Annotated in this window: 18 protein-coding genes; 9 read left to right on the top strand and 9 right to left on the bottom strand. The window is 54.6% G+C overall.

Going from position 1 to position 18879, the window contains the following annotated elements; translation table 11 throughout:
- Positions 1-25 precede the first annotated feature (25 nt).
- Positions 26-1855 (top strand): glutamine--fructose-6-phosphate transaminase (isomerizing), encoded by a 1830-nt coding sequence (gene glmS / locus K7R23_RS06375; RefSeq protein WP_012907982.1) that lies wholly within the window; start codon positions 26-28, stop codon positions 1853-1855.
- 33 nt (positions 1856-1888) lie between these two features.
- Here glmS and K7R23_RS06370 read toward each other — a convergent pair whose 3' ends face one another.
- Positions 1889-3226 carry an IS4-like element ISCro3 family transposase gene (locus K7R23_RS06370; protein WP_012904641.1) on the bottom strand — a complete coding sequence of 446 codons (1338 nt, stop codon included), beginning with the start codon at positions 3224-3226 and terminating at the stop codon, positions 1889-1891.
- A 370-nt stretch (positions 3227-3596) separates the two neighbouring features.
- Between K7R23_RS06370 and pstS the strand changes: the two genes are divergently transcribed.
- The 5 genes from pstS (at position 3597) to phoU (ending at position 8275) form a co-directional block, all read left to right on the top strand.
- Positions 3597-4637 carry a phosphate ABC transporter substrate-binding protein PstS gene (gene pstS, locus K7R23_RS06365; protein ID WP_012907983.1) on the top strand — a complete coding sequence of 347 codons (1041 nt, stop codon included), beginning with the start codon at positions 3597-3599 and terminating at the stop codon, positions 4635-4637.
- Positions 4638-4783: 146 nt separating this feature from the next.
- On the top strand, positions 4784-5743 hold the full coding sequence (gene pstC, locus K7R23_RS06360; protein WP_012907984.1) for a phosphate ABC transporter permease PstC: 960 nt from the start codon (positions 4784-4786) through the stop codon (positions 5741-5743).
- Entirely contained in the window at positions 5743-6633 is an 891-nt protein-coding gene (gene pstA / locus K7R23_RS06355) for a phosphate ABC transporter permease PstA (protein ID WP_012907985.1), read from the top strand. Before pstC ends, pstA begins: the two co-directional genes overlap by 1 nt.
- Before the next feature lie 99 nt (positions 6634-6732).
- Positions 6733-7506 carry a phosphate ABC transporter ATP-binding protein PstB gene (gene pstB, locus K7R23_RS06350; RefSeq protein ID WP_012907986.1) on the top strand — a complete coding sequence of 258 codons (774 nt, stop codon included), beginning with the start codon at positions 6733-6735 and terminating at the stop codon, positions 7504-7506.
- A gap of 43 nt (positions 7507-7549) precedes the next feature.
- Complete coding sequence (gene phoU, locus K7R23_RS06345; protein WP_012907987.1) at positions 7550-8275, top strand: phosphate signaling complex protein PhoU; 726 nt, start codon at positions 7550-7552, stop codon at positions 8273-8275.
- A 92-nt stretch (positions 8276-8367) separates the two neighbouring features.
- On the opposite strand, the gene yieH is transcribed toward phoU, so the two are convergent.
- A complete protein-coding gene (gene yieH / locus K7R23_RS06340) occupies positions 8368-9033 on the bottom strand; it encodes a 6-phosphogluconate phosphatase (RefSeq protein ID WP_012907988.1) in 666 nt (221 codons plus the stop codon).
- Between the two features lie 166 nt (positions 9034-9199).
- Here yieH and adeP point away from each other — a divergent pair, with 166 nt between their 5' ends.
- A complete protein-coding gene (adeP, locus tag K7R23_RS06335) occupies positions 9200-10537 on the top strand; it encodes an adenine permease AdeP (protein ID WP_024132989.1) in 1338 nt (445 codons plus the stop codon).
- Between the two features lie 79 nt (positions 10538-10616).
- On the opposite strand, the gene K7R23_RS06330 is transcribed toward adeP, so the two are convergent.
- Together K7R23_RS06330 and K7R23_RS06325 are read right to left on the bottom strand one after the other, a co-directional pair.
- Positions 10617-11183, bottom strand: a complete 567-nt coding sequence (locus K7R23_RS06330) for an NADPH-dependent FMN reductase (RefSeq protein WP_012907990.1) — start codon at positions 11181-11183, stop codon at positions 10617-10619.
- 10 nt (positions 11184-11193) lie between these two features.
- Positions 11194-11943 (bottom strand): 4'-phosphopantetheinyl transferase family protein, encoded by a 750-nt coding sequence (locus tag K7R23_RS06325; protein ID WP_024132990.1) that lies wholly within the window; start codon positions 11941-11943, stop codon positions 11194-11196.
- Between the two features lie 346 nt (positions 11944-12289).
- Here K7R23_RS06325 and K7R23_RS06320 point away from each other — a divergent pair, with 346 nt between their 5' ends.
- Positions 12290-12823, top strand: a complete 534-nt coding sequence (locus K7R23_RS06320; protein ID WP_012907992.1) for a hypothetical protein — start codon at positions 12290-12292, stop codon at positions 12821-12823.
- 188 nt (positions 12824-13011) lie between these two features.
- On the opposite strand, the gene mnmE is transcribed toward K7R23_RS06320, so the two are convergent.
- The 5 genes from mnmE to rpmH all read right to left on the bottom strand — a co-directional run bounded on the left by mnmE (position 13012) and on the right by rpmH (position 16866).
- Entirely contained in the window at positions 13012-14376 is a 1365-nt protein-coding gene (mnmE, locus tag K7R23_RS06315) for a tRNA uridine-5-carboxymethylaminomethyl(34) synthesis GTPase MnmE (RefSeq protein WP_012907993.1), read from the bottom strand.
- 106 nt (positions 14377-14482) lie between these two features.
- Entirely contained in the window at positions 14483-16126 is a 1644-nt protein-coding gene (gene yidC, locus K7R23_RS06310; RefSeq protein ID WP_012907994.1) for a membrane protein insertase YidC, read from the bottom strand.
- A gap of 2 nt (positions 16127-16128) precedes the next feature.
- Positions 16129-16386: a membrane protein insertion efficiency factor YidD gene (gene yidD / locus K7R23_RS06305; protein ID WP_001307474.1), complete on the bottom strand. Its 258-nt coding sequence runs from the start codon at positions 16384-16386 to the stop codon at positions 16129-16131.
- Positions 16350-16709 carry a ribonuclease P protein component gene (rnpA, locus tag K7R23_RS06300; protein ID WP_012907995.1) on the bottom strand — a complete coding sequence of 120 codons (360 nt, stop codon included), beginning with the start codon at positions 16707-16709 and terminating at the stop codon, positions 16350-16352. The genes yidD and rnpA overlap by 37 nt, the downstream gene beginning before the upstream one ends.
- A 16-nt stretch (positions 16710-16725) precedes the next feature.
- Positions 16726-16866, bottom strand: a complete 141-nt coding sequence (gene rpmH, locus K7R23_RS06295) for a 50S ribosomal protein L34 (RefSeq protein ID WP_000831330.1) — start codon at positions 16864-16866, stop codon at positions 16726-16728.
- A gap of 603 nt (positions 16867-17469) precedes the next feature.
- Here rpmH and dnaA point away from each other — a divergent pair.
- On the top strand, positions 17470-18876 hold the full coding sequence (gene dnaA / locus K7R23_RS06290) for a chromosomal replication initiator protein DnaA (protein WP_012907996.1): 1407 nt from the start codon (positions 17470-17472) through the stop codon (positions 18874-18876).
- The last annotated feature ends 3 nt before the right edge of the window (positions 18877-18879 follow it).

The raw sequence follows: 18879 nt of genomic DNA, 5'->3' as shown, positions 1-18879 counted from the left end.
AATGCCTGAATTCGGAATCAAAAATATGTGTGGAATTGTTGGCGCTATCGCGCAGCGTGATGTAGCTGAAATCCTTCTCGAAGGTTTACGTCGTCTGGAATACCGTGGTTATGACTCTGCCGGTCTGGCCGTGGTGGATGCGGAAGGTCATATGACCCGCCTGCGTCGACTGGGAAAAGTGCAGATGCTGGCCCAGGCCGCGGAAGAACATCCGCTGCATGGCGGAACCGGTATCGCGCATACCCGCTGGGCGACCCACGGCGAACCTTCAGAAGCAAACGCGCATCCGCATGTTTCTGAACACATTGTGGTGGTGCATAACGGCATCATCGAAAACCATGAACCGCTGCGCGAAGAGCTGAAAGCGCGCGGCTACACCTTCGTTTCTGAAACCGACACTGAAGTGATTGCTCACTTAGTGCACTGGGAGCTGGAGCAGGGCGGTACGCTGCGTGAAGCGGTACTGCGGGCGATCCCGCAGCTGCGCGGCGCATACGGCACGGTAATCATGGATACCCGCCAGCCGGATACGTTGCTGGCGGCGCGCTCAGGCAGCCCGCTGGTCATTGGCCTCGGCATGGGCGAAAACTTTATTGCTTCCGATCAGCTGGCGCTACTGCCGGTCACCCGTCGCTTTATCTTCCTTGAAGAAGGCGATATCGCGGAAGTGACGCGTCGTACGGTCTCTATCTTCGATAAATCCGGCGCGGAGGTGAAGCGTCAGGATATCGAATCAAATCTGCAATATGACGCAGGCGATAAAGGCATTTACCGCCACTATATGCAGAAAGAGATCTACGAACAGCCGAACGCGATTAAAAACACCCTCACCGGGCGCATCAGCCACGGCGAAGTGGATTTAAGCGAGCTGGGACCGAAAGCCAACGAGCTGCTGTCACAGGTTGAGCACATCCAGATCATCGCCTGCGGCACCTCTTACAATTCCGGGATGGTATCCCGTTACTGGTTTGAGTCGCTGGCGGGCATTCCGTGCGATGTGGAGATCGCCTCCGAATTTCGCTACCGCAAATCCGCAGTGCGTCGCAACAGCCTGATGATCACGCTGTCGCAGTCTGGTGAAACGGCGGATACGCTGGCTGGCCTGCGTTTGTCGAAAGAGCTGGGGTATCTCGGTTCGTTGGCTATTTGCAACGTGCCGGGGTCGTCGCTGGTGCGTGAGTCGGATCTGGCGATGATGACCAATGCCGGCACTGAAATCGGCGTGGCGTCGACCAAAGCGTTCACCACCCAGCTGACCGTTCTGCTGATGCTGGTGGCGAAACTGGCGCGTCTGAAGGGGCTGGATGCGTCGATTGAGCATGATATCGTTCACGGTCTGCAGGCGCTGCCGAGTCGTATTGAGCAGATGCTTTCTCAGGACAAACGCATTGAACAACTTGCCGAAGACTTCTCTGACAAGCATCACGCTCTGTTCCTCGGTCGTGGCGATCAGTACCCGATCGCGCTGGAAGGCGCGCTGAAGCTGAAAGAGATCTCATACATTCACGCGGAAGCCTATGCGGCAGGCGAGCTGAAGCACGGTCCGCTGGCGCTGATTGATGCCGATATGCCGGTTATCGTCGTTGCGCCGAACAACGAACTGCTGGAAAAACTGAAATCCAACATCGAAGAGGTACGCGCCCGCGGCGGCCAGCTGTATGTCTTTGCCGACCAGGATGCCGGTTTTGTCAGCAGCGACAACATGCACATCATTGAGATGCCGCACGTTGAGGAAGTCATTGCCCCGATCTTCTATACCGTACCGCTGCAACTGCTGGCGTACCACGTGGCGCTGATTAAAGGCACCGATGTGGACCAGCCGCGTAACCTGGCAAAATCGGTTACCGTTGAGTAATACGCAAAATGCCCTGCGAAAGCGTAATGCCGTTCACTTAAGCGGTGCGGCATTGCGTTTCACCGGATAACGGGTTTTTGATATCTTAACCGCCCTCGGCCTTGATGGTCGGGGGCGTTTTGTTATGAACACCGCTTCCAGAGCCCCCCGCAGATGCTCCAGCCGTTTCGGGATGGTCCCCGGTGACACCGTATTTCCCAGCACTATCATTTCTGTGGCGATAAACTGGAACGCGAACTTAAAGCTGATTTCCGACGCCGCTTTTTTGTGTTTCTCCGTTGCTTTTGTTGCCTCACGCCGTATCAGATTATAAGCCAGCAACATGCCCCACACCTCCTGTTCCAGCAACTCAACCTTCCGGCTTCTCAGTACCAGAGCGTTATTCAGCAGGCTGCTTTTCAGGTTTCTGAACCCGACTTCGATTTCCCATCTTGAGTGATAAAGCTCTGCCACCTCTCTGGCCTTATAACGGTCTGCCTGAAGTGACGTCAGGACCGTTTTTTCCACTCCGTTCAGTTCATAAGTTACCGCCCGCGCATACCAGTATTCCGGCAGCGAAGGATTCTTTTTCCTTGCCTGTGGTGACACTTTCAGTTTCAGAAGCCGGTCTCCGGGACCGTAACTTTCTTCCGTTTCTGCTGCGATATTCTTCCAGGCGGGCAGCAGCCAGTGGCGGTTACAACCCTGCCGGTTCAGCGACAGCAACAGGTCTGCGCTGTAGAACAGCTTGTCAAACAGCGTAATGGAGTTATCCGGAATGGTGACGAGCATTGAGTGGGCCAGCAGGGTTTCGCTCCGTCGGTAAGGCGCGGTCGCGGCATCCAGCAGAATGTGACTACCCAGGTTCATTAAAGCCACCAGACGCATTACCGGGTATGCGCTTTGCCGCTCAGTGGATGTGTTGGCAGAGCCATAATGTTCACGCAGCTCAGGTTCATCAGGTGTCCTGAACTGTGCGCCATCGATGGCAAAAAGTTGCAGGCCATGCCAGTCATCTTTCTGGTAACGCTCAGTTCCCCATGTCTGCGCGGTCTGGCGGAAAAGCCATTCCACCGGTGCAGCACCCACGCGCTGACGCGCCTGGGTGACAGCGCTGCGGGCCAGCAGGTTCATCCCCGCTTCACCATCCGCGCTCAGGTTCAGACGACGAACCACATCGGTAATCGACTCATTACGGAAGAAGGCCATAGCCACGACCATCCAGATAACCATGTCGCCAGGTAAACGACGGCGGCGAACGGTCGCATGTGCAGAAAGAGTCAGGCAGTGTTGTATCCATTCGACGGGAAGATGCTGAGCAAACAGTTGTGCAGAAGGGGGCGGCATCAGCGGATGGTCGCTGAAATCGAGCAGGTCATTGAGAAGTGGCATAAGAAAACGGCTCCCTGTTGTGGAAGCCGTTATAGTGCCGCAGATTAAGGATCGGTCAACCGATCCTTAACTGATCGGCATTACTGCGAAAGCGGGGCTTTTTTTAATCCCCCCTCCCGCCGTTTGAATGTCACAAAACGCGCTCTTCTGCTACTTTTACCGTGTCAAAAAAAGGAAATCTTTCTGTAAAACCAGCGTCACATATATCGATAACTTTATGAAAATTAATGCTTTATTTCCCTGTTCTAAAGTGAAGTTTTCATTGTCATAAAACTGTCATATTTCGTACATTTAACTGTCACCTGTTTGTCCTATTTTGCTCAACGTAGCAACTCAAACAATGGTTTACGAAAATCGTGCAGGAGACATTATGAAAGTTATGCGTACCACTGTCGCAACTGTTGTCGCCGCGACCTTATCCATGAGCGCTTTCTCTGTATTCGCAGCAGCAAGCCTGACAGGTGCAGGTGCAACTTTTCCTGCGCCAGTGTATGCCAAATGGGCGGATACCTATCAGAAAGAGACTGGTAGCAAAGTTAACTACCAGGGTATCGGCTCCTCCGGCGGTGTTAAACAGATTACGGCAAACACCGTTGATTTCGGCGCATCTGATGCACCGTTATCTGACGAAAAACTGAACCAGGAAGGGCTGTTCCAGTTCCCGACCGTCATCGGCGGCGTGGTGCTGGCGGTAAACATTCCGGGGCTGAAATCGGGCGAACTGGTGCTGGACGGTAAAACCCTGGGCGATATCTACCTCGGCAAAATCAAGAAGTGGGATGATGAAGCCATCACCAGACTGAATCCTGGCCTGAAACTGCCTGCGCAGAATATCGCGGTGGTGCGTCGCGCCGACGGTTCCGGCACCTCTTTTGTCTTCACCAGCTACCTGGCGAAAGTGAATGAAGAGTGGAAAACCAAAGTAGGGGCTGGCTCTACCGTTAACTGGCCGACCGGTCTGGGCGGTAAAGGTAACGACGGTATCGCGGTATTCGTTCAGCGTCTGCCAGGCTCTATCGGCTACGTTGAGTACGCTTACGCCAAACAGAACAATCTGGCCTATACCAAACTGATCTCTGCCGATGGCAAACCGGTTAGCCCGACGGAAGAGAGCTTCTCCAACGCGGCGAAAGGCGCAGACTGGAGCAAATCCTTCGCTCAGGACCTGACCAACCAGAAAGGTGACGATGTGTGGCCGATTACCTCTACCACCTTCATCCTGGTGCACAAAGAGCAGAAGAAACCTGAGCAGGGCGCTGAAGTGCTGAAATTCTTCGACTGGGCATACAAAAACGGCGGCAAACAGGCGAACGATCTGGACTACGCCAGCCTGCCGGACAGCGTGGTTGAACAGGTCCGCGCGGCATGGAAGACCAACGTGAAGGACAGCAGCGGTAAAGCGCTGTACTGACAGGATATCTTTAACGAGTTGGCGGATGGCGCTACGCTTATCCGCCCTACGGTTCCTGCAACTCGCATTATTTAGGGTATGGCATTACGTTAGTCTGGAAGCACGATAAAATGCGCGCTTCCAGGCCCAAACTTAAAGAGTGATTTATGGCTGCAACCAAGCCTGCTTTTAACCCACCGGGTAAAAAGGGTGACATGATATTCAGCGCGCTGGTAAAACTGGCTGCGCTGATTGTGCTATTGATGCTGGGCGGCATTATTGTCTCTCTCGTCATCTCCTCCTGGCCGAGCATTGAGAAGTTTGGCTTCTCGTTCCTGTGGACCAAAGAGTGGGACGCGCCGAACGATATCTACGGCGCGCTGGTGCCCATCTACGGCACGCTGGTGACCTCTTTTATCGCCCTGCTGATCGCCGTTCCGGTGAGCTTCGGCATTGCGCTGTTTCTGACTGAACTCGCGCCGGGCTGGCTGCGTCGCCCGCTGGGTATCGCTATCGAACTGCTGGCGGCGATTCCCAGCATCGTTTACGGCATGTGGGGCCTGTTTATTTTCGCCCCGCTGTTCGCCACTTACTTTCAGGAGCCGGTCGGCAATATTCTTTCCAGTATTCCGTTTGTCGGCGCTCTGTTCTCCGGCCCGGCGTTTGGTATCGGGATTCTGGCGGCTGGGGTGATCCTCGCTATTATGATCATTCCGTACATCGCCGCGGTTATGCGTGATGTGTTTGAGCAAACCCCGGTGATGATGAAAGAGTCGGCCTACGGCATCGGCTGCACCACCTGGGAAGTTATCTGGCGTATCGTCCTTCCGTTCACCAAAAATGGGGTCATTGGCGGCATTATGCTGGGTCTGGGGCGCGCGCTGGGGGAAACGATGGCGGTGACCTTTATCATCGGCAACACCTACCAGCTCGACAGCGCTTCTCTGTACATGCCGGGCAACAGCATCACCTCGGCGCTGGCTAACGAATTTGCCGAAGCGGAGTCCGGTCTGCACGTTGCGGCGCTGATGGAGCTGGGGCTGATTCTGTTCGTGATTACCTTTATCGTGTTGGCGGCGTCTAAGTTTATGATTATGCGCCTTGCGAAGAACGAGGGGACGCGCTAATGGCTACGCTTGATATGCAAAATACCGCAGCGCTGGCGGAGTCTCGCCGCAAAATGCAGGCGCGTCGCCGTCTGAAGAACCGCATCGCCCTGACGCTCTCGATGGCGACGATGGCGTTTGGTCTGTTCTGGCTTATCTGGATCCTGATGTCCACCATTACGCGTGGCATCGACGGAATGTCACTGGCGTTGTTTACCGAAATGACGCCGCCGCCGAACACCGCGGGCGGCGGGCTGGCGAACGCTCTGGCGGGCAGCGGCCTGCTGATCCTCTGGGCGACCGTGTTCGGTACGCCGCTGGGGATCATGGCGGGGATTTATCTTGCCGAATATGGCCGTAAATCCTGGCTTGCCGAAGTGATTCGCTTTATCAACGACATCCTGCTTTCCGCGCCGTCTATCGTGGTCGGTCTGTTTGTCTACACCATCGTGGTGGCGCAGATGGAGCACTTCTCCGGTTGGGCCGGGGTGATTGCGCTGGCGCTGTTGCAGGTGCCTATCGTGATCCGCACCACCGAAAACATGCTGAAGCTGGTGCCGGACAGCCTGCGTGAAGCGGCCTATGCGCTGGGCACGCCGAAGTGGAAGATGATTTCGGCCATCACCCTTAAGGCCTCCGTTTCCGGGATTATTACCGGCGTGCTGCTGGCCGTTGCGCGTATCGCGGGGGAAACCGCGCCGCTGCTGTTTACCGCCCTCTCCAATCAGTTCTGGAGTACCGACATGATGCAGCCGATCGCCAACCTGCCGGTGACCATTTTTAAATTTGCGATGAGTCCGTTTGCGGAATGGCAGCAGCTGGCCTGGGCCGGGGTGCTGATTATTACCCTGTGCGTCCTGCTGCTGAATATTCTGGCGCGCGTGATTTTCGCTAAGAAGAAACACGGCTAAGTCTGGATTTATTGCCGGATGGCGGCGTAACCGCTTTATCCGGCCTACCGTAGGCCTGATAAGCAAAGCGCCATCAGGCATGATGAGGAAAAGATTGAAATGAGTATGGTTGATACTGCCCCGGGTAAGATTCAGGTTCGTGATTTGAACTTCTACTACGGCAAATTCCATGCCCTGAAGAACATCAACTTGGATATCGCGAAGAACCAGGTAACGGCGTTTATCGGGCCTTCGGGCTGCGGTAAATCGACGCTGCTGCGTACCTTCAATAAGATGTTTGAGCTGTATCCGGAGCAGCGTGCGGAAGGCGAGATCCTGCTGGATGGCGATAATATCCTGACCAACAGCCAGGATATCGCGCTGTTGCGCGCGAAAGTGGGGATGGTATTTCAGAAGCCGACGCCGTTCCCGATGTCCATCTATGACAATATCGCTTTTGGCGTGCGTCTGTTTGAGAAGCTTTCCCGCGCCGATATGGATGAACGCGTGCAGTGGGCGTTGACCAAAGCCGCACTATGGAATGAAACCAAAGATAAATTGCACCAGAGCGGGTACTCTCTCTCCGGTGGTCAGCAGCAGCGTCTGTGTATTGCGCGCGGGATCGCGATTCGCCCGGAAGTTCTGTTGCTGGATGAGCCGTGTTCAGCGCTGGACCCCATCTCTACCGGTCGCATTGAAGAGCTGATCACCGAACTGAAGCAGGATTACACCGTGGTGATCGTAACCCATAACATGCAGCAGGCGGCGCGTTGCTCCGACCATACGGCGTTTATGTATCTGGGCGAGCTGATTGAGTTCAGCAACACAGACGATCTGTTCACCAAGCCTGCGAAGAAACAGACCGAAGACTATATTACTGGCCGCTACGGTTGATATGCCCTCAGAAATCTTTTGGGCATCTGCATCTGGAGAAATGATGGACAATTTAAATCTCAATAAACATATTTCCGGCCAGTTCAACGCTGAACTGGAGAGCATCCGCACGCAGGTGATGACCATGGGCGGCATGGTGGAGCAGCAGCTTTCGGATGCGATCACCGCGATGCACAACCAGGACAGCGAGCTGGCGAAGCGCGTTATTGATGGCGATAAGCACGTCAATATGATGGAAGTGGCGATCGACGAGGCCTGCGTGCGCATCATCGCCAAGCGCCAGCCGACGGCGAGCGACCTGCGTCTGGTGATGGCGATTATTAAAACCATCGCTGAGCTGGAGCGTATCGGCGACGTGGCGGATAAAATCTGCCGTACCGCGCTGGAGAAGTTTTCGCAGCAGCATCAGCCGCTGCTGGTGAGCCTGGAGTCGCTGGGGCGTCATACCGTGCAGATGCTGCATGACGTGCTGGACGCCTTCGCGCGCATGGACCTCGATGAAGCGGTGCGAATCTATCGTGAAGACAAAAAAGTGGACCAGGAGTACGAAGGCATCGTCCGTCAACTGATGACCTATATGATGGAAGATTCCCGTACCATTCCGAGCGTGCTGACCGCGCTGTTCTGCGCCCGTTCCATCGAGCGTATCGGCGACCGCTGCCAGAATATCTGCGAATACATCTTCTATTTCGTGAAGGGGCAGGATTTCCGTCACGTTGGTGGCGACGAGCTGGACAAGCTGCTGGCGGGAAAAGACCCGAAAGAGTGATGTTTGTGGCGGGTGGCGCTAACGCTTACCCGCCCTACCTGTCTTCCAGGCCGGATAAGCGTTAGCGCTATCCGGCACAGGGTACGGTAATATTACCGTGTAATATCCCACCCGCGCGCTTTCCACAGTTCCGGCAACTGCGCCAGATCGGTAAAGGTGGTCACTTTAGGATGTTCGATCGGTTTGTTATGCGGATCGGCGCAGAAGTAGAACACTTCCATTCCCGCATCAATTCCCGCCTGCGCGCCCGCGGACGAATCGTCCACCAGAATGCAGTTCTCCACGTTAACGTTCATCGCTTTGGCGGCATGAAACATCAACGCCGGATCGGGCTTCCAGCGCTGGATGTCGTAGCCGCTGAACAGTTTTTCCGGGAAATGATGCAACATGCCGAGTTTGCCCAGCGAGTGCTGCATTTTACTCACCGGACCGTTAGACACGACGCACATCGGCACGGTCATGCTGTCGAGCAGCGCGTTGGCGCCGGCGATAACGTCCAGTTCTGAGTCGAAAAGGCGTGCGACCTCGGCGCGGTAAACGGGTTCTAAGTCGGCCTTGGCCAACGAAACCCCCTGCTCCTCATTAATGATATCAATGATTTCATAGAGTTTTACGCCCTTAAAGCGTTTGAAAACCTCTTCGAGATCGAGCGTGATACCAAATTCCTGGAACATGGTGACATACGCACGGGAACAGATAACCTCACTGTCAACCAGCGTACCGTCACAGTCGAAAAATACCGCTTCAATTCCGGACATGCCTTTCCCTTTTTACCAGTTTAACGTTTACGTACGACGCGATCGTGAGACGCAATCGTTGCCGTATAAGCAAAATCAATGAAAAAAACCTCTCACAATCACCCCCTATTGTCGCATTTTGGTATAGGATAGCGACGAATTTTCCCTCCTTGTTCGGAAATTGATAATGAGTCAACAACACACCACCCAGACTTCTGGTCAGGGGATGCTGGAACGCGTGTTTAAACTGCGCGAACATGGCACGACGGCACGCACCGAAGTGATCGCCGGTTTCACCACCTTCCTGACGATGGTTTATATCGTTTTTGTTAACCCGCAGATTCTCGGCGTTGCTGGCATGGACACCAGCGCCGTCTTTGTCACCACCTGCCTGATCGCCGCATTTGGCAGCATTCTGATGGGACTGTTCGCCAACCTGCCGGTGGCGCTGGCGCCAGCGATGGGGCTGAACGCCTTCTTTGCTTTCGTGGTGGTTGGCGCGATGGGCCTGCCGTGGCAGGTGGGCATGGGCGCAATTTTCTGGGGCGCGGTCGGTCTGCTGTTACTGACTATTTTCCGCGTGCGTTACTGGATGATTGCCAATATCCCCGTCAGCCTGCGCGTGGGTATTACCAGCGGTATCGGTCTGTTTATCGGTATGATGGGGCTGAAAAACGCGGGAGTTATCGTCGCCAACCCGGAAACGCTGGTCAGCATTGGCAACCTGACCTCCCACAGCGTGCTGCTGGGCGTGCTCGGCTTCTTTATTATCGCTATTCTGGCGTCGCGTAATATTCACGCGGCGGTGCTGGTGTCGATCATCGTCACCACGCTGCTGGGCTGGATGCTGGGCGATGTGCACTACAACGGTATCGTCTCCACGCCGCCGAGCGTTTCTTCGGTAATTGGCCATGTCGATCTGGCGGGTTCCTTTAACCTCGGGCTGGCAGGCGTTATTTTCTCCTTTATGCTGGTGAACCTGTTTGACTCCTCCGGCACGCTGATCGGCGTAACCGACAAAGCGGGTCTGGCGGATGAGAAAGGAAAATTCCCGCGCATGAAGCAGGCGCTGTTTGTCGATAGCGTCTCTTCCGTCAGCGGGGCGTTTATCGGCACCTCTTCCGTTACCGCCTATATTGAGTCTTCTTCCGGCGTTTCCGTAGGTGGACGTACGGGCCTGACCGCCGTGGTGGTGGGTCTGCTGTTCCTGCTGGTTATCTTCCTGTCGCCGCTGGCGGGAATGGTGCCGGGCTACGCGGCAGCCGGGGCGTTGATCTACGTTGGCGTGCTGATGACGTCGAGCCTTGCCCGCGTGAAGTGGGAAGATCTGACCGAGTCCGTTCCGGCCTTTATCACCGCGGTGATGATGCCGTTCAGCTTTTCAATTACCGAAGGGATTGCGCTGGGCTTTATCTCTTACTGCGTGATGAAAATCGGCACCGGACGCCTGCGCGACCTCAGTCCGTGTGTGGTGGTGGTGGCGCTGCTGTTCGTGCTGAAGATTGTCTTTATCGACGCGCACTAAATCTGGTCGTTGTCGGATGGCGCTAACGCTTATCCGGCCTACAAATTGCGTAGGCCGGTAAGCACAGCGCCATCAGGCATTACGCTTTCACCCGCTGGATATAATCGGCAAACGCGGTCAGCTGGCCAGTCAGATGATCCAGCGTGCTCTGATCAATCACTTCGCCGCTCTGCGGATCCACCTTGTTCTGAATCACCCCGCCCATAAATTCCGGTTTGTTCATCACCATGGCATCCAGGAAAACCAGGATCTGGCGCAGATGATACTGGCAGCGAGCGCCGCCGATTGCGCCCATCGAGCTGGTCTGAATCAGCACCGGCTTGCCAGCCAGCGGCTGCTCGGGCAGACGGGACAGCCAGTCGATGGCATTCTTCAGGCCGCCTGGCACAGAGTAGTTGTATTCCGGCGTTACGATGACCACTCCATCGGCCTTGCGGATCTGTTCCGCCAGCGCTTCCACGCTCGCCGGGAAGCCTTCTTCCTGCTGCACGTCAGCATCATAGAGCGGAATATCGCCAATAGACGGCAGCGCATTCACTTCCATTCCTGCCGGGGCGATTTTGGGCAGCGTACGGGCAACCATTGCGTTAAACGAGCCTTTGCGCAGGCTTCCCAGTAACGTTACAACTTTCAATGTCTCAGACATGGTGACTCCATCAGTTATGCGTATAAGTTTTCGCTGCGGATAAATGCGCGAATCGAATCAGACGACCCGTTTCCGCATTTGCGCGGCTCTGGATGTCGGGCAGGCTTTTCCAGCCCTGCTTCCCATCAAATTCCCAGATTTGAAGTTTATCAATGGCTGGTGTAACCGCAACTGACCACACCAACAGATCTTCCGCATCGCAGATGGCTTCAATCTGCGCGGCATGCGCGCACTTCAGGCGGCCTGCGCCGGGCAGAAGCTGGAGTTCGCGAGGATCGTCATTACAGACATCGCCGGTGAGTTTCAGGATGCTCTGACGTAGGGTGATCAGCTGCGCGCGCGCTTCATCTGGATCGTTCTGCTTGCTGATCCACAGGCTTTCATTACTGGAAAAGGTTGGGGAGCGTACCTTATGTGGACTCATAAAACCCCGATTAGCGCGCTGGAGTTCCATATCCAGCCCACAAACACCTTCGGTTGCCAGCGCCACGCCCACCATATTCCCGGCGCAGGCGAAGGAGAAAGCTGGCAGATTTTTGTCGCGAAATACCGGTTTGCCTTTAGCCTGAAGTACGATTTCAGGTAACTCGATGGTGCCATACAGCATGAACATAAGTTCTGCGAGTAGTCCTCTCGACGCCAGGAAGCGGGTCTGGCGATGCGCCGGAAGGTTGCGCGCTTCGAGATGGCATAATGACGGGAGACGTTCTGAAAACAATCGGCCTTCCGTAAGGACCCCTCTGGCAAAATGTATCCCCATTTTTCGCTCCATGATTAATGGTCTGTGATGATAACGAGAGTAACATTGACAGCTGTTATAGACAGGGATAATCGCCAAAAAATCCGCTGTAAGCAGCCTTGCTTACGCGGATTTACATTTCAGGGGAACGGCGGTTTGTCGACAGGCCGCATAAGGCGTTAGCCGCTATCTGGTCGTGGCATATTGCCTGTTTCAGGATTGATTCTTCTCTGCCATTTTTACGTGTAAAAGCCTGGTTCGGGCACAAATCTCATTAAAAAGTACGGACAGCGATAAATTGATATTCATCACATGGTTTCGGTAATTTTTTTGCTATTTAATTTTTCTCTTAACAGGGAGGGGTAATATGCCGAGGCCATTAAATTTAACATTAGATCTGTCGTTCATGCATGAAAGGGAAAAAATAATTAACCGGATGAGAGAGTTTGGTATTGAATATGTGCATGGAACTAATAGCAAAGCGCTTCACGGGTTATCTGTTGGAAAGGCATTGTGGTCTCGTGCCATGCTGGATGCCATAAAATTAACGCCGCTCTCTGGAGAGGATGGCTACACGCGTCTGGCATCTCACGATCAGCCTGTATACACAGGGGTTTCGCTGATGAGCGTGTTCCGGTATGAAGAAGCCGTGTATTATTCAAAACTCAGGCTTGAGCCGCATAAAGATGGCCATGAGCCATTTAGTGTGCTGCTTGGTATTTCTGCTGATATTATTCTTTCCGATGAGATAGATGAGCATAAGTTAGCTAAGGGATCCATCCCGCAGACAAAGATAATGAAAGTTATTGTCCCGCCAGGGAAAGGGAATATCGCAAAAGAGCTGTTGGTCTATTCTGGTGATTTGATGTCTAAGATATATGAATGGGATATATTTGGCTGATTTATTTTTAAAGATAGCTAATAAAGGGAGTTTATTATATAGCCGCTATTTCTTTTTCGGCATTTTGGCTGCGCGATGAGCATATACATGGACACAACCATCGCCGATGTCCTCACACAACCCCGTACAGTAAAACCCGCATTAACAGGAAGTCTTTGCGGGTTAGTGAACGTTCACGGACGTAAAACTTACTTACCGATACAAAAGCTGGAGAAAATCCGCCCCAGCAGATCGTCTGAAGTAAATTCGCCGGTAATTTCGCTCAATGCCTGCTGCGCCAGGCGCAGTTCTTCCGCCAGCAGTTCGCCCGCCCAGGCGCCCAGCAGTTGACCCTTGCCCTGCTGGAGATGCTCTGCGGCCTCGGCCAGCGCCTGTAGATGACGGCGACGGGCCAGGAAGCCGCCTTCCATATTGGTGTCAAAGCCCATGCTCTGCTTAAGATGGTTACGCAGCACGTCAACGCCTTCGCCGGTACGCGCGGAGAGGCGAACAAGTGAGTGACCATTCACTTCGCTGATGCCCAGCGCCTCGCCGGTAATATCCGCTTTGTTTCGCACTACGGTAATCGGCAGTTTCGCCGGTAGCCGGGCGATAAAATCGGGCCAGATCTCAACCGGGTCAACGGCGTCCGTGGTGGTGCCGTCTACCATAAACAGTACGCGGTCCGCCTGCTCGATCTCCTGCCATGCGCGTTCAATGCCGATGCGCTCCACTTCATCGCTGGCATCGCGCAGACCGGCAGTGTCGATGATGTGCAGCGGCATACCGTCGATATGAATATGCTCGCGCAGCACGTCGCGGGTAGTGCCGGCAATATCCGTCACGATAGCCGCTTCACGGCCCGCCAGCGCGTTCAGAAGGCTCGATTTACCGGCGTTAGGGCGTCCGGCAATGACCACCTTCATCCCTTCGCGCAGCAGGCTGCCCTGACGTGCTTCAGCGCGCACCGCATCGAGATCGGCAATCACCTCGTTAAGCTGCGCTTCGATTTTGCCATCGGAGAGGAAGTCGATTTCCTCATCCGGGAAGTCAATCGCCGCCTCCACATAGATGCGCAGGTGAGTGAGCGCTTCCACAAGGTGGTTGACGCGTGCGGAGAACGCCCCCTGAAGCGAGTTCAGCGCCGAACGCGCCGCCTGTTCGGAACTGGCGTCGATCAGGTCGGCTATCGCTTCCGCTTGCGCCAGATCGAGCTTATCGTTGAGAAACGCGCGCTCGGAAAACTCGCCGGGTCGGGCAATGCGCACGCCAGGAAGCGTCAGAATGCGTTTTAACAACAGGTCGAGAATGACCGGTCCGCCATGCCCTTGCAGCTCCAGCACGTCTTCGCCGGTAAACGAGTTCGGGCCGGGGAACCACAGAGCAATCCCCTGATCCAGCGCGGCGCCATCGGCGTCTTTAAACGGCAGATAGTCGGCGTAGCGGGGCCTGGGCAGTTTGCCCAGCACGGCTTCGGCAACCTCGCGCGCCTTAAGGCCGGATATACGCAGAATGCCGACGCCGCCGCGTCCCGGTGGGGTTGCCTGGGCGACGATAGTGTCGTTATGGCTCATGATAAATCTCGTTATTTCGCAATAAAAAAGGCGGTCATCAGACCGCCCTTCAGGTTATGTTCCGTGTGCCGGATGGCGGCTTCGCCTTACCCGGCCTGATGCCAGGTTAAGACTTTTTCTCGCGGCTATGCAGACCACGTTTTTCCAGCCCGCGATAAATCAGCTGCTGCTGGATGATGGTCACCAGGTTGCTGACGATATAGTACAGCACCAGACCTGACGGGAACCACAGGAAGAACACGGTGAAGATGACCGGCATAAAGGTCATGATCTTCTGCTGCATCGGGTCGGTCACGGTGGTCGGCGACATCTTCTGGATGAAGAACATCGTCACGCCCATCAGGATCGGCAGGATGTAGTACGGGTCCTGTGCGGACAGGTCATGGATCCACAGAGCGAACGGCGCATGGCGTAGTTCAATGGAGCCCATCAGCATATAGTACAACGCCAGGAAGATTGGCATCTGGATAATCAGCGGGAAGCAGCCGCCCAGCGGGTTAACCTTCTCAGCTTTGTACAGGGCCATCATCTCCTGGCTCTGACGCTGTTTGTCATCGCCCAGACGCTCACGCATAGCCTGAATCTTCGGCTGCAGCATACGCATCTTCGCCATGGAGGTGTACTGCGCTTTGGTCAGCGGGTACATGATGCCACGAACGATAAAGGTGATAACGATGATGGAGAAGCCCCAGTTACCCAGGAAGCTATGGATCCACTTCAGCAGTTTAAACAGCGGCTGAGAGATGAACCACAACCAGCCGTAATCCACGGTCAGATCCAGGTGCGGTGCAACGGCCGCCATTTTATCCTGAATTTCCGGGCCGACCCACAGGGTGCTGGTCATCGCGCCAGTCTGGCCAGGTTGTACCAGTACCGGCTGAGATTTATAGCCGATAGCCGCCACGCCGTTACCCAGATTCGCGGTATAGAAGTTGTTGGTGCCGTCGTTACGCGGAACCCACGCGGTGGCGAAATACTGTTGCAGCATCGCTACCCAGCCGCCGTTGGCGTTGACGTTCAGGTTTTCGTTATCGGCGATGGTGTCGAATTTGTATTTCTCATACTTCTCATCCGGCGTGGAGTACGCTGCGCCACGGAAGGTATGCAGCGCGAAGTTGCTGCTTCCGGTATCGCGATGAGACGGCAGATTGATGGATTGCTTCAACTGGCCAAAGGTGGAGATTTCCAGCGGTTTCGCGCCGGCGTTCAGCACGTTGTAGTTGACGTTAACCGCATAATCGCCACGTTTGAGGACAAACGTTTTAGTAAACGTATTGCCCGCAGCGTCGGTATACGTCATCGGAACCTGCAGCTCGTTCTGACCGTCGGCCAGCACAAACGTATCTTTTTCAACGTTGTACAGCGGACGCGGGCCGTTAGCCGGATTATCCGGGCCATCACGACCGGTCAGGCCGCTCTGTGCCTGATAGATAAACTGCGGGGTGGTTTCCAGCAGCTGGAACGGTTCGCTGGAACCGAGTTCTTTCGGATAAGCTGGCAGCAGGGCCTGTTCCACATCACCGCCACGGGTGTTAATGGTCAGATCAAGTACGTCGGTCTTAACCGTAATCAGTTTCCCCTGGCCACTGGCCGGTACGCCCTGGTCGGCGGCGCTACCCGCTGCGGTGGTCGTTGTCTGCGTGGTCTGTTGGGTCTGAGGTTGCGGATTTTTATCCTGCTCCCAGGCTTGCCAGATCATGAAAGACACGAACAGCAAAGCGATGATAAGAAGATTGCGTTGCGAATCCATCGTTAGTGTTCTCTGGTATCAAATGGTCCGGGCGGGACGGGATCGTCACCACCAGGGTGTAAAGGGTGGCATTTTAATACGCGTTTCACCGTCAACCAACTGCCTTTTATCACTCCAAACCTGCGCAATGCCTCAATTCCGTAGCTTGAGCAGGTTGGTGTGAAACGACAGTGCGGCCCAAGCAGCGGACTGATCAGGCGCTGATAGACCCGAATAAGGGCTATCAGGACCCGCGAGCCAGGCGACAATGGCGGCGCCATAATTTTTCCAACGCTTCCGAAAGAGCACGGTTATCGAGGTCGGCAACCCCCTTTTTCGCCACCACCACGAAGTCCATTGCGGGGAGTTCGTGCTGACGCAGACGAAAGCTTTCACGCGTCAGACGTTTAATCCGGTTGCGTTCATGAGCGCGTCGAACGTGTTTCTTGGCGACGGTAAGACCGATACGGGGATGCCCCAGCGAATTCAGGCGGCCGAGGATGGTGATTTGCGGCGTGCCAGCCCGTTGTGGCTGCTGGAAGACGAATGTGAAATGACTGGGAGTTAACAAACGTAACTCCCTGGGAAATGCGAGCTTAACCACTCAGGGGTTAGCTTTATTACTTGGAAACGGTCAGACGAGCGCGGCCTTTAGCACGACGACGTGCCAGAACCTGACGACCATTTTTAGTAGCCATACGAGCACGGAAGCCGTGAGAACGGTTGCGCTTCAGTACAGACGGTTGAAAAGTGCGTTTCATGGCGATTTCTACCTAAACTTGAATAAATTCATGACATTTACGAGAGCCCGAACGAATTTCAAATGACGGACGCCCAAGTCGTGGGTGATTAAAGAGGCCGGATTGTAATAATTGTACACTCCGGAGTCAATTCTCTTTCCTTAAATCCCTGCCTTTTTCCGCACCTTTTCGTGCGAAAAACAGCCAGTGCTGACGCCATGTTACGGGCATCGCGCGACGGGTGGAGAATTATACGGACAACCGGCCAAAGCGCAAGGATCGCGCCGGATCTTTATGAGATCGTTTTAAGGCGCAACGCAACGTTTCTCATTAATTTTTCCGATATGCGCGCGAAATCGTGCTGATCTTCGCCAGGATCGTTTACACTTACCCGGTCATGTGACGACCTGTGGATAAATCGGGAAGAATCTGTGAGAAACAGAAGATCTCTTTCTCAGTTTACGCTATGATCCGCGGTCCCGATCGTTTCAAAGATCCTGATCGGGGAAAATTGCAGATAGCAATTCGCACGTCACCCTTTGCACAGGGTCTTGTCGATGTGCGTCAACAATCATGAATGTTTCAGCCTTGTCATTATCGACTTTTGTTCGAGTGGAGTCCGCCGTGTCACTTTCGCTTTGGCAGCAGTGTCTTGCCCGATTGCAGGATGAGTTACCAGCCACAGAGTTCAGTATGTGGATACGCCCGTTGCAGGCGGAACTGAGCGATAACACGCTGGCTTTGTATGCGCCAAACCGTTTTGTGCTCGATTGGGTAAGAGACAAGTATCTCAATAATATCAATGGGCTGCTGAATAACTTCTGCGGAGCGGACGCCCCGCAGCTGCGTTTTGAGGTCGGGACGAAGCCCGTGACTCAAACCCTGAAAACGCCGGTGAACAACAATTTCGCCGCGCCCGCTCAGGTGACTCAGGCGCAGCCGCAGCGTCCGGAACCCACGGCGTCCCGTCCTGGCTGGGACAACGTTCCGGCGCCGGCGGAACCGACCTATCGCTCAAACGTCAACGTCAAACACACCTTTGATAACTTTGTCGAAGGTAAATCTAACCAGCTGGCGCGCGCGGCGGCGCGTCAGGTGGCGGACAACCCCGGCGGCGCTTACAACCCTTTATTCCTGTATGGCGGCACCGGCCTGGGTAAAACTCACCTGCTGCACGCGGTAGGCAACGGCATTATGGCCCGCAAGCCCAACGCGAAAGTGGTCTATATGCACTCCGAACGCTTTGTGCAGGATATGGTAAAAGCCCTGCAAAACAACGCTATCGAAGAGTTTAAACGCTATTACCGCTCCGTTGACGCGCTGCTGATCGATGACATCCAGTTCTTTGCCAACAAAGAGCGATCCCAGGAAGAGTTTTTCCACACCTTTAACGCCCTGCTTGAAGGCAATCAGCAGATCATTTTGACCTCGGATCGTTATCCTAAAGAGATCAATGGTGTCGAGGATCGTCTGAAATCCCGCTTCGGCTGGGGGCTGACGGTAGCGATCGAACCGCCAGAGCTGGAAACCCGCGTGGCGATCCTGATGAAAAAGGCTGACGAGAACGACATTCGTCTGCCGGGCGAGGTGGCGTTCTTTATTGCCAAGCGGCTGCGCTCTAACGTGCGCGAGCTGGAAGGGGCGCTGAACCGCGTCATTGCCAACGCTAACTTTACCGGTCGGGCGATTACCATCGACTTCGTGCGCGAAGCGCTGCGCGATCTGCTGGCGTTGCAGGAAAAACTGGTCACTATCGACAATATTCAGAAGACGGTGGCGGAGTATTACAAAATTAAGATTGCGGATCTGCTTTCCAAGCGGCGTTCCCGCTCGGTAGCGCGTCCGCGTCAGATGGCGATGGCGCTGGCGAAAGAGCTCACCAACCACAGTCTGCCGGAAATCGGCGACGCGTTTGGTGGGCGCGACCACACCACCGTGCTTCATGCCTGCCGTAAGATTGAGCAGCTGCGTGAAGAAAGCCATGATATTAAAGAAGATTTCTCCAATTTAATCAGAACATTATCTTCGTGACGC

The organism is Citrobacter rodentium NBRC 105723 = DSM 16636, assembly GCF_021278985.1.
Classification (GTDB): domain Bacteria; phylum Pseudomonadota; class Gammaproteobacteria; order Enterobacterales; family Enterobacteriaceae; genus Citrobacter_A; species Citrobacter_A rodentium.
The sequence above is the reverse complement of the archived record's forward strand: the minus strand, read 5'-3'. Positions and strand labels throughout refer to the sequence as shown.

Coding starts and splice junctions, on each gene's coding strand:
- glmS (WP_012907982.1), top strand. CDS start 26: ATGTGTGGAATTGTTGGCGCTATCGCGCAGCGTGATGTAGCTGAAATC.
- K7R23_RS06370 (WP_012904641.1), bottom strand. CDS start 3,226: ATGCCACTTCTCAATGACCTGCTCGATTTCAGCGACCATCCGCTGATG.
- pstS (WP_012907983.1), top strand. CDS start 3,597: ATGAAAGTTATGCGTACCACTGTCGCAACTGTTGTCGCCGCGACCTTA.
- pstC (WP_012907984.1), top strand. CDS start 4,784: ATGGCTGCAACCAAGCCTGCTTTTAACCCACCGGGTAAAAAGGGTGAC.
- pstA (WP_012907985.1), top strand. CDS start 5,743: ATGGCTACGCTTGATATGCAAAATACCGCAGCGCTGGCGGAGTCTCGC.
- pstB (WP_012907986.1), top strand. CDS start 6,733: ATGAGTATGGTTGATACTGCCCCGGGTAAGATTCAGGTTCGTGATTTG.
- phoU (WP_012907987.1), top strand. CDS start 7,550: ATGGACAATTTAAATCTCAATAAACATATTTCCGGCCAGTTCAACGCT.
- yieH (WP_012907988.1), bottom strand. CDS start 9,033: ATGTCCGGAATTGAAGCGGTATTTTTCGACTGTGACGGTACGCTGGTT.
- adeP (WP_024132989.1), top strand. CDS start 9,200: ATGAGTCAACAACACACCACCCAGACTTCTGGTCAGGGGATGCTGGAA.
- K7R23_RS06330 (WP_012907990.1), bottom strand. CDS start 11,183: ATGTCTGAGACATTGAAAGTTGTAACGTTACTGGGAAGCCTGCGCAAA.
- K7R23_RS06325 (WP_024132990.1), bottom strand. CDS start 11,943: ATGGGGATACATTTTGCCAGAGGGGTCCTTACGGAAGGCCGATTGTTT.
- K7R23_RS06320 (WP_012907992.1), top strand. CDS start 12,290: ATGCCGAGGCCATTAAATTTAACATTAGATCTGTCGTTCATGCATGAA.
- mnmE (WP_012907993.1), bottom strand. CDS start 14,376: ATGAGCCATAACGACACTATCGTCGCCCAGGCAACCCCACCGGGACGC.
- yidC (WP_012907994.1), bottom strand. CDS start 16,126: ATGGATTCGCAACGCAATCTTCTTATCATCGCTTTGCTGTTCGTGTCT.
- yidD (WP_001307474.1), bottom strand. CDS start 16,386: ATGGCGCCGCCATTGTCGCCTGGCTCGCGGGTCCTGATAGCCCTTATT.
- rpmH (WP_000831330.1), bottom strand. CDS start 16,866: ATGAAACGCACTTTTCAACCGTCTGTACTGAAGCGCAACCGTTCTCAC.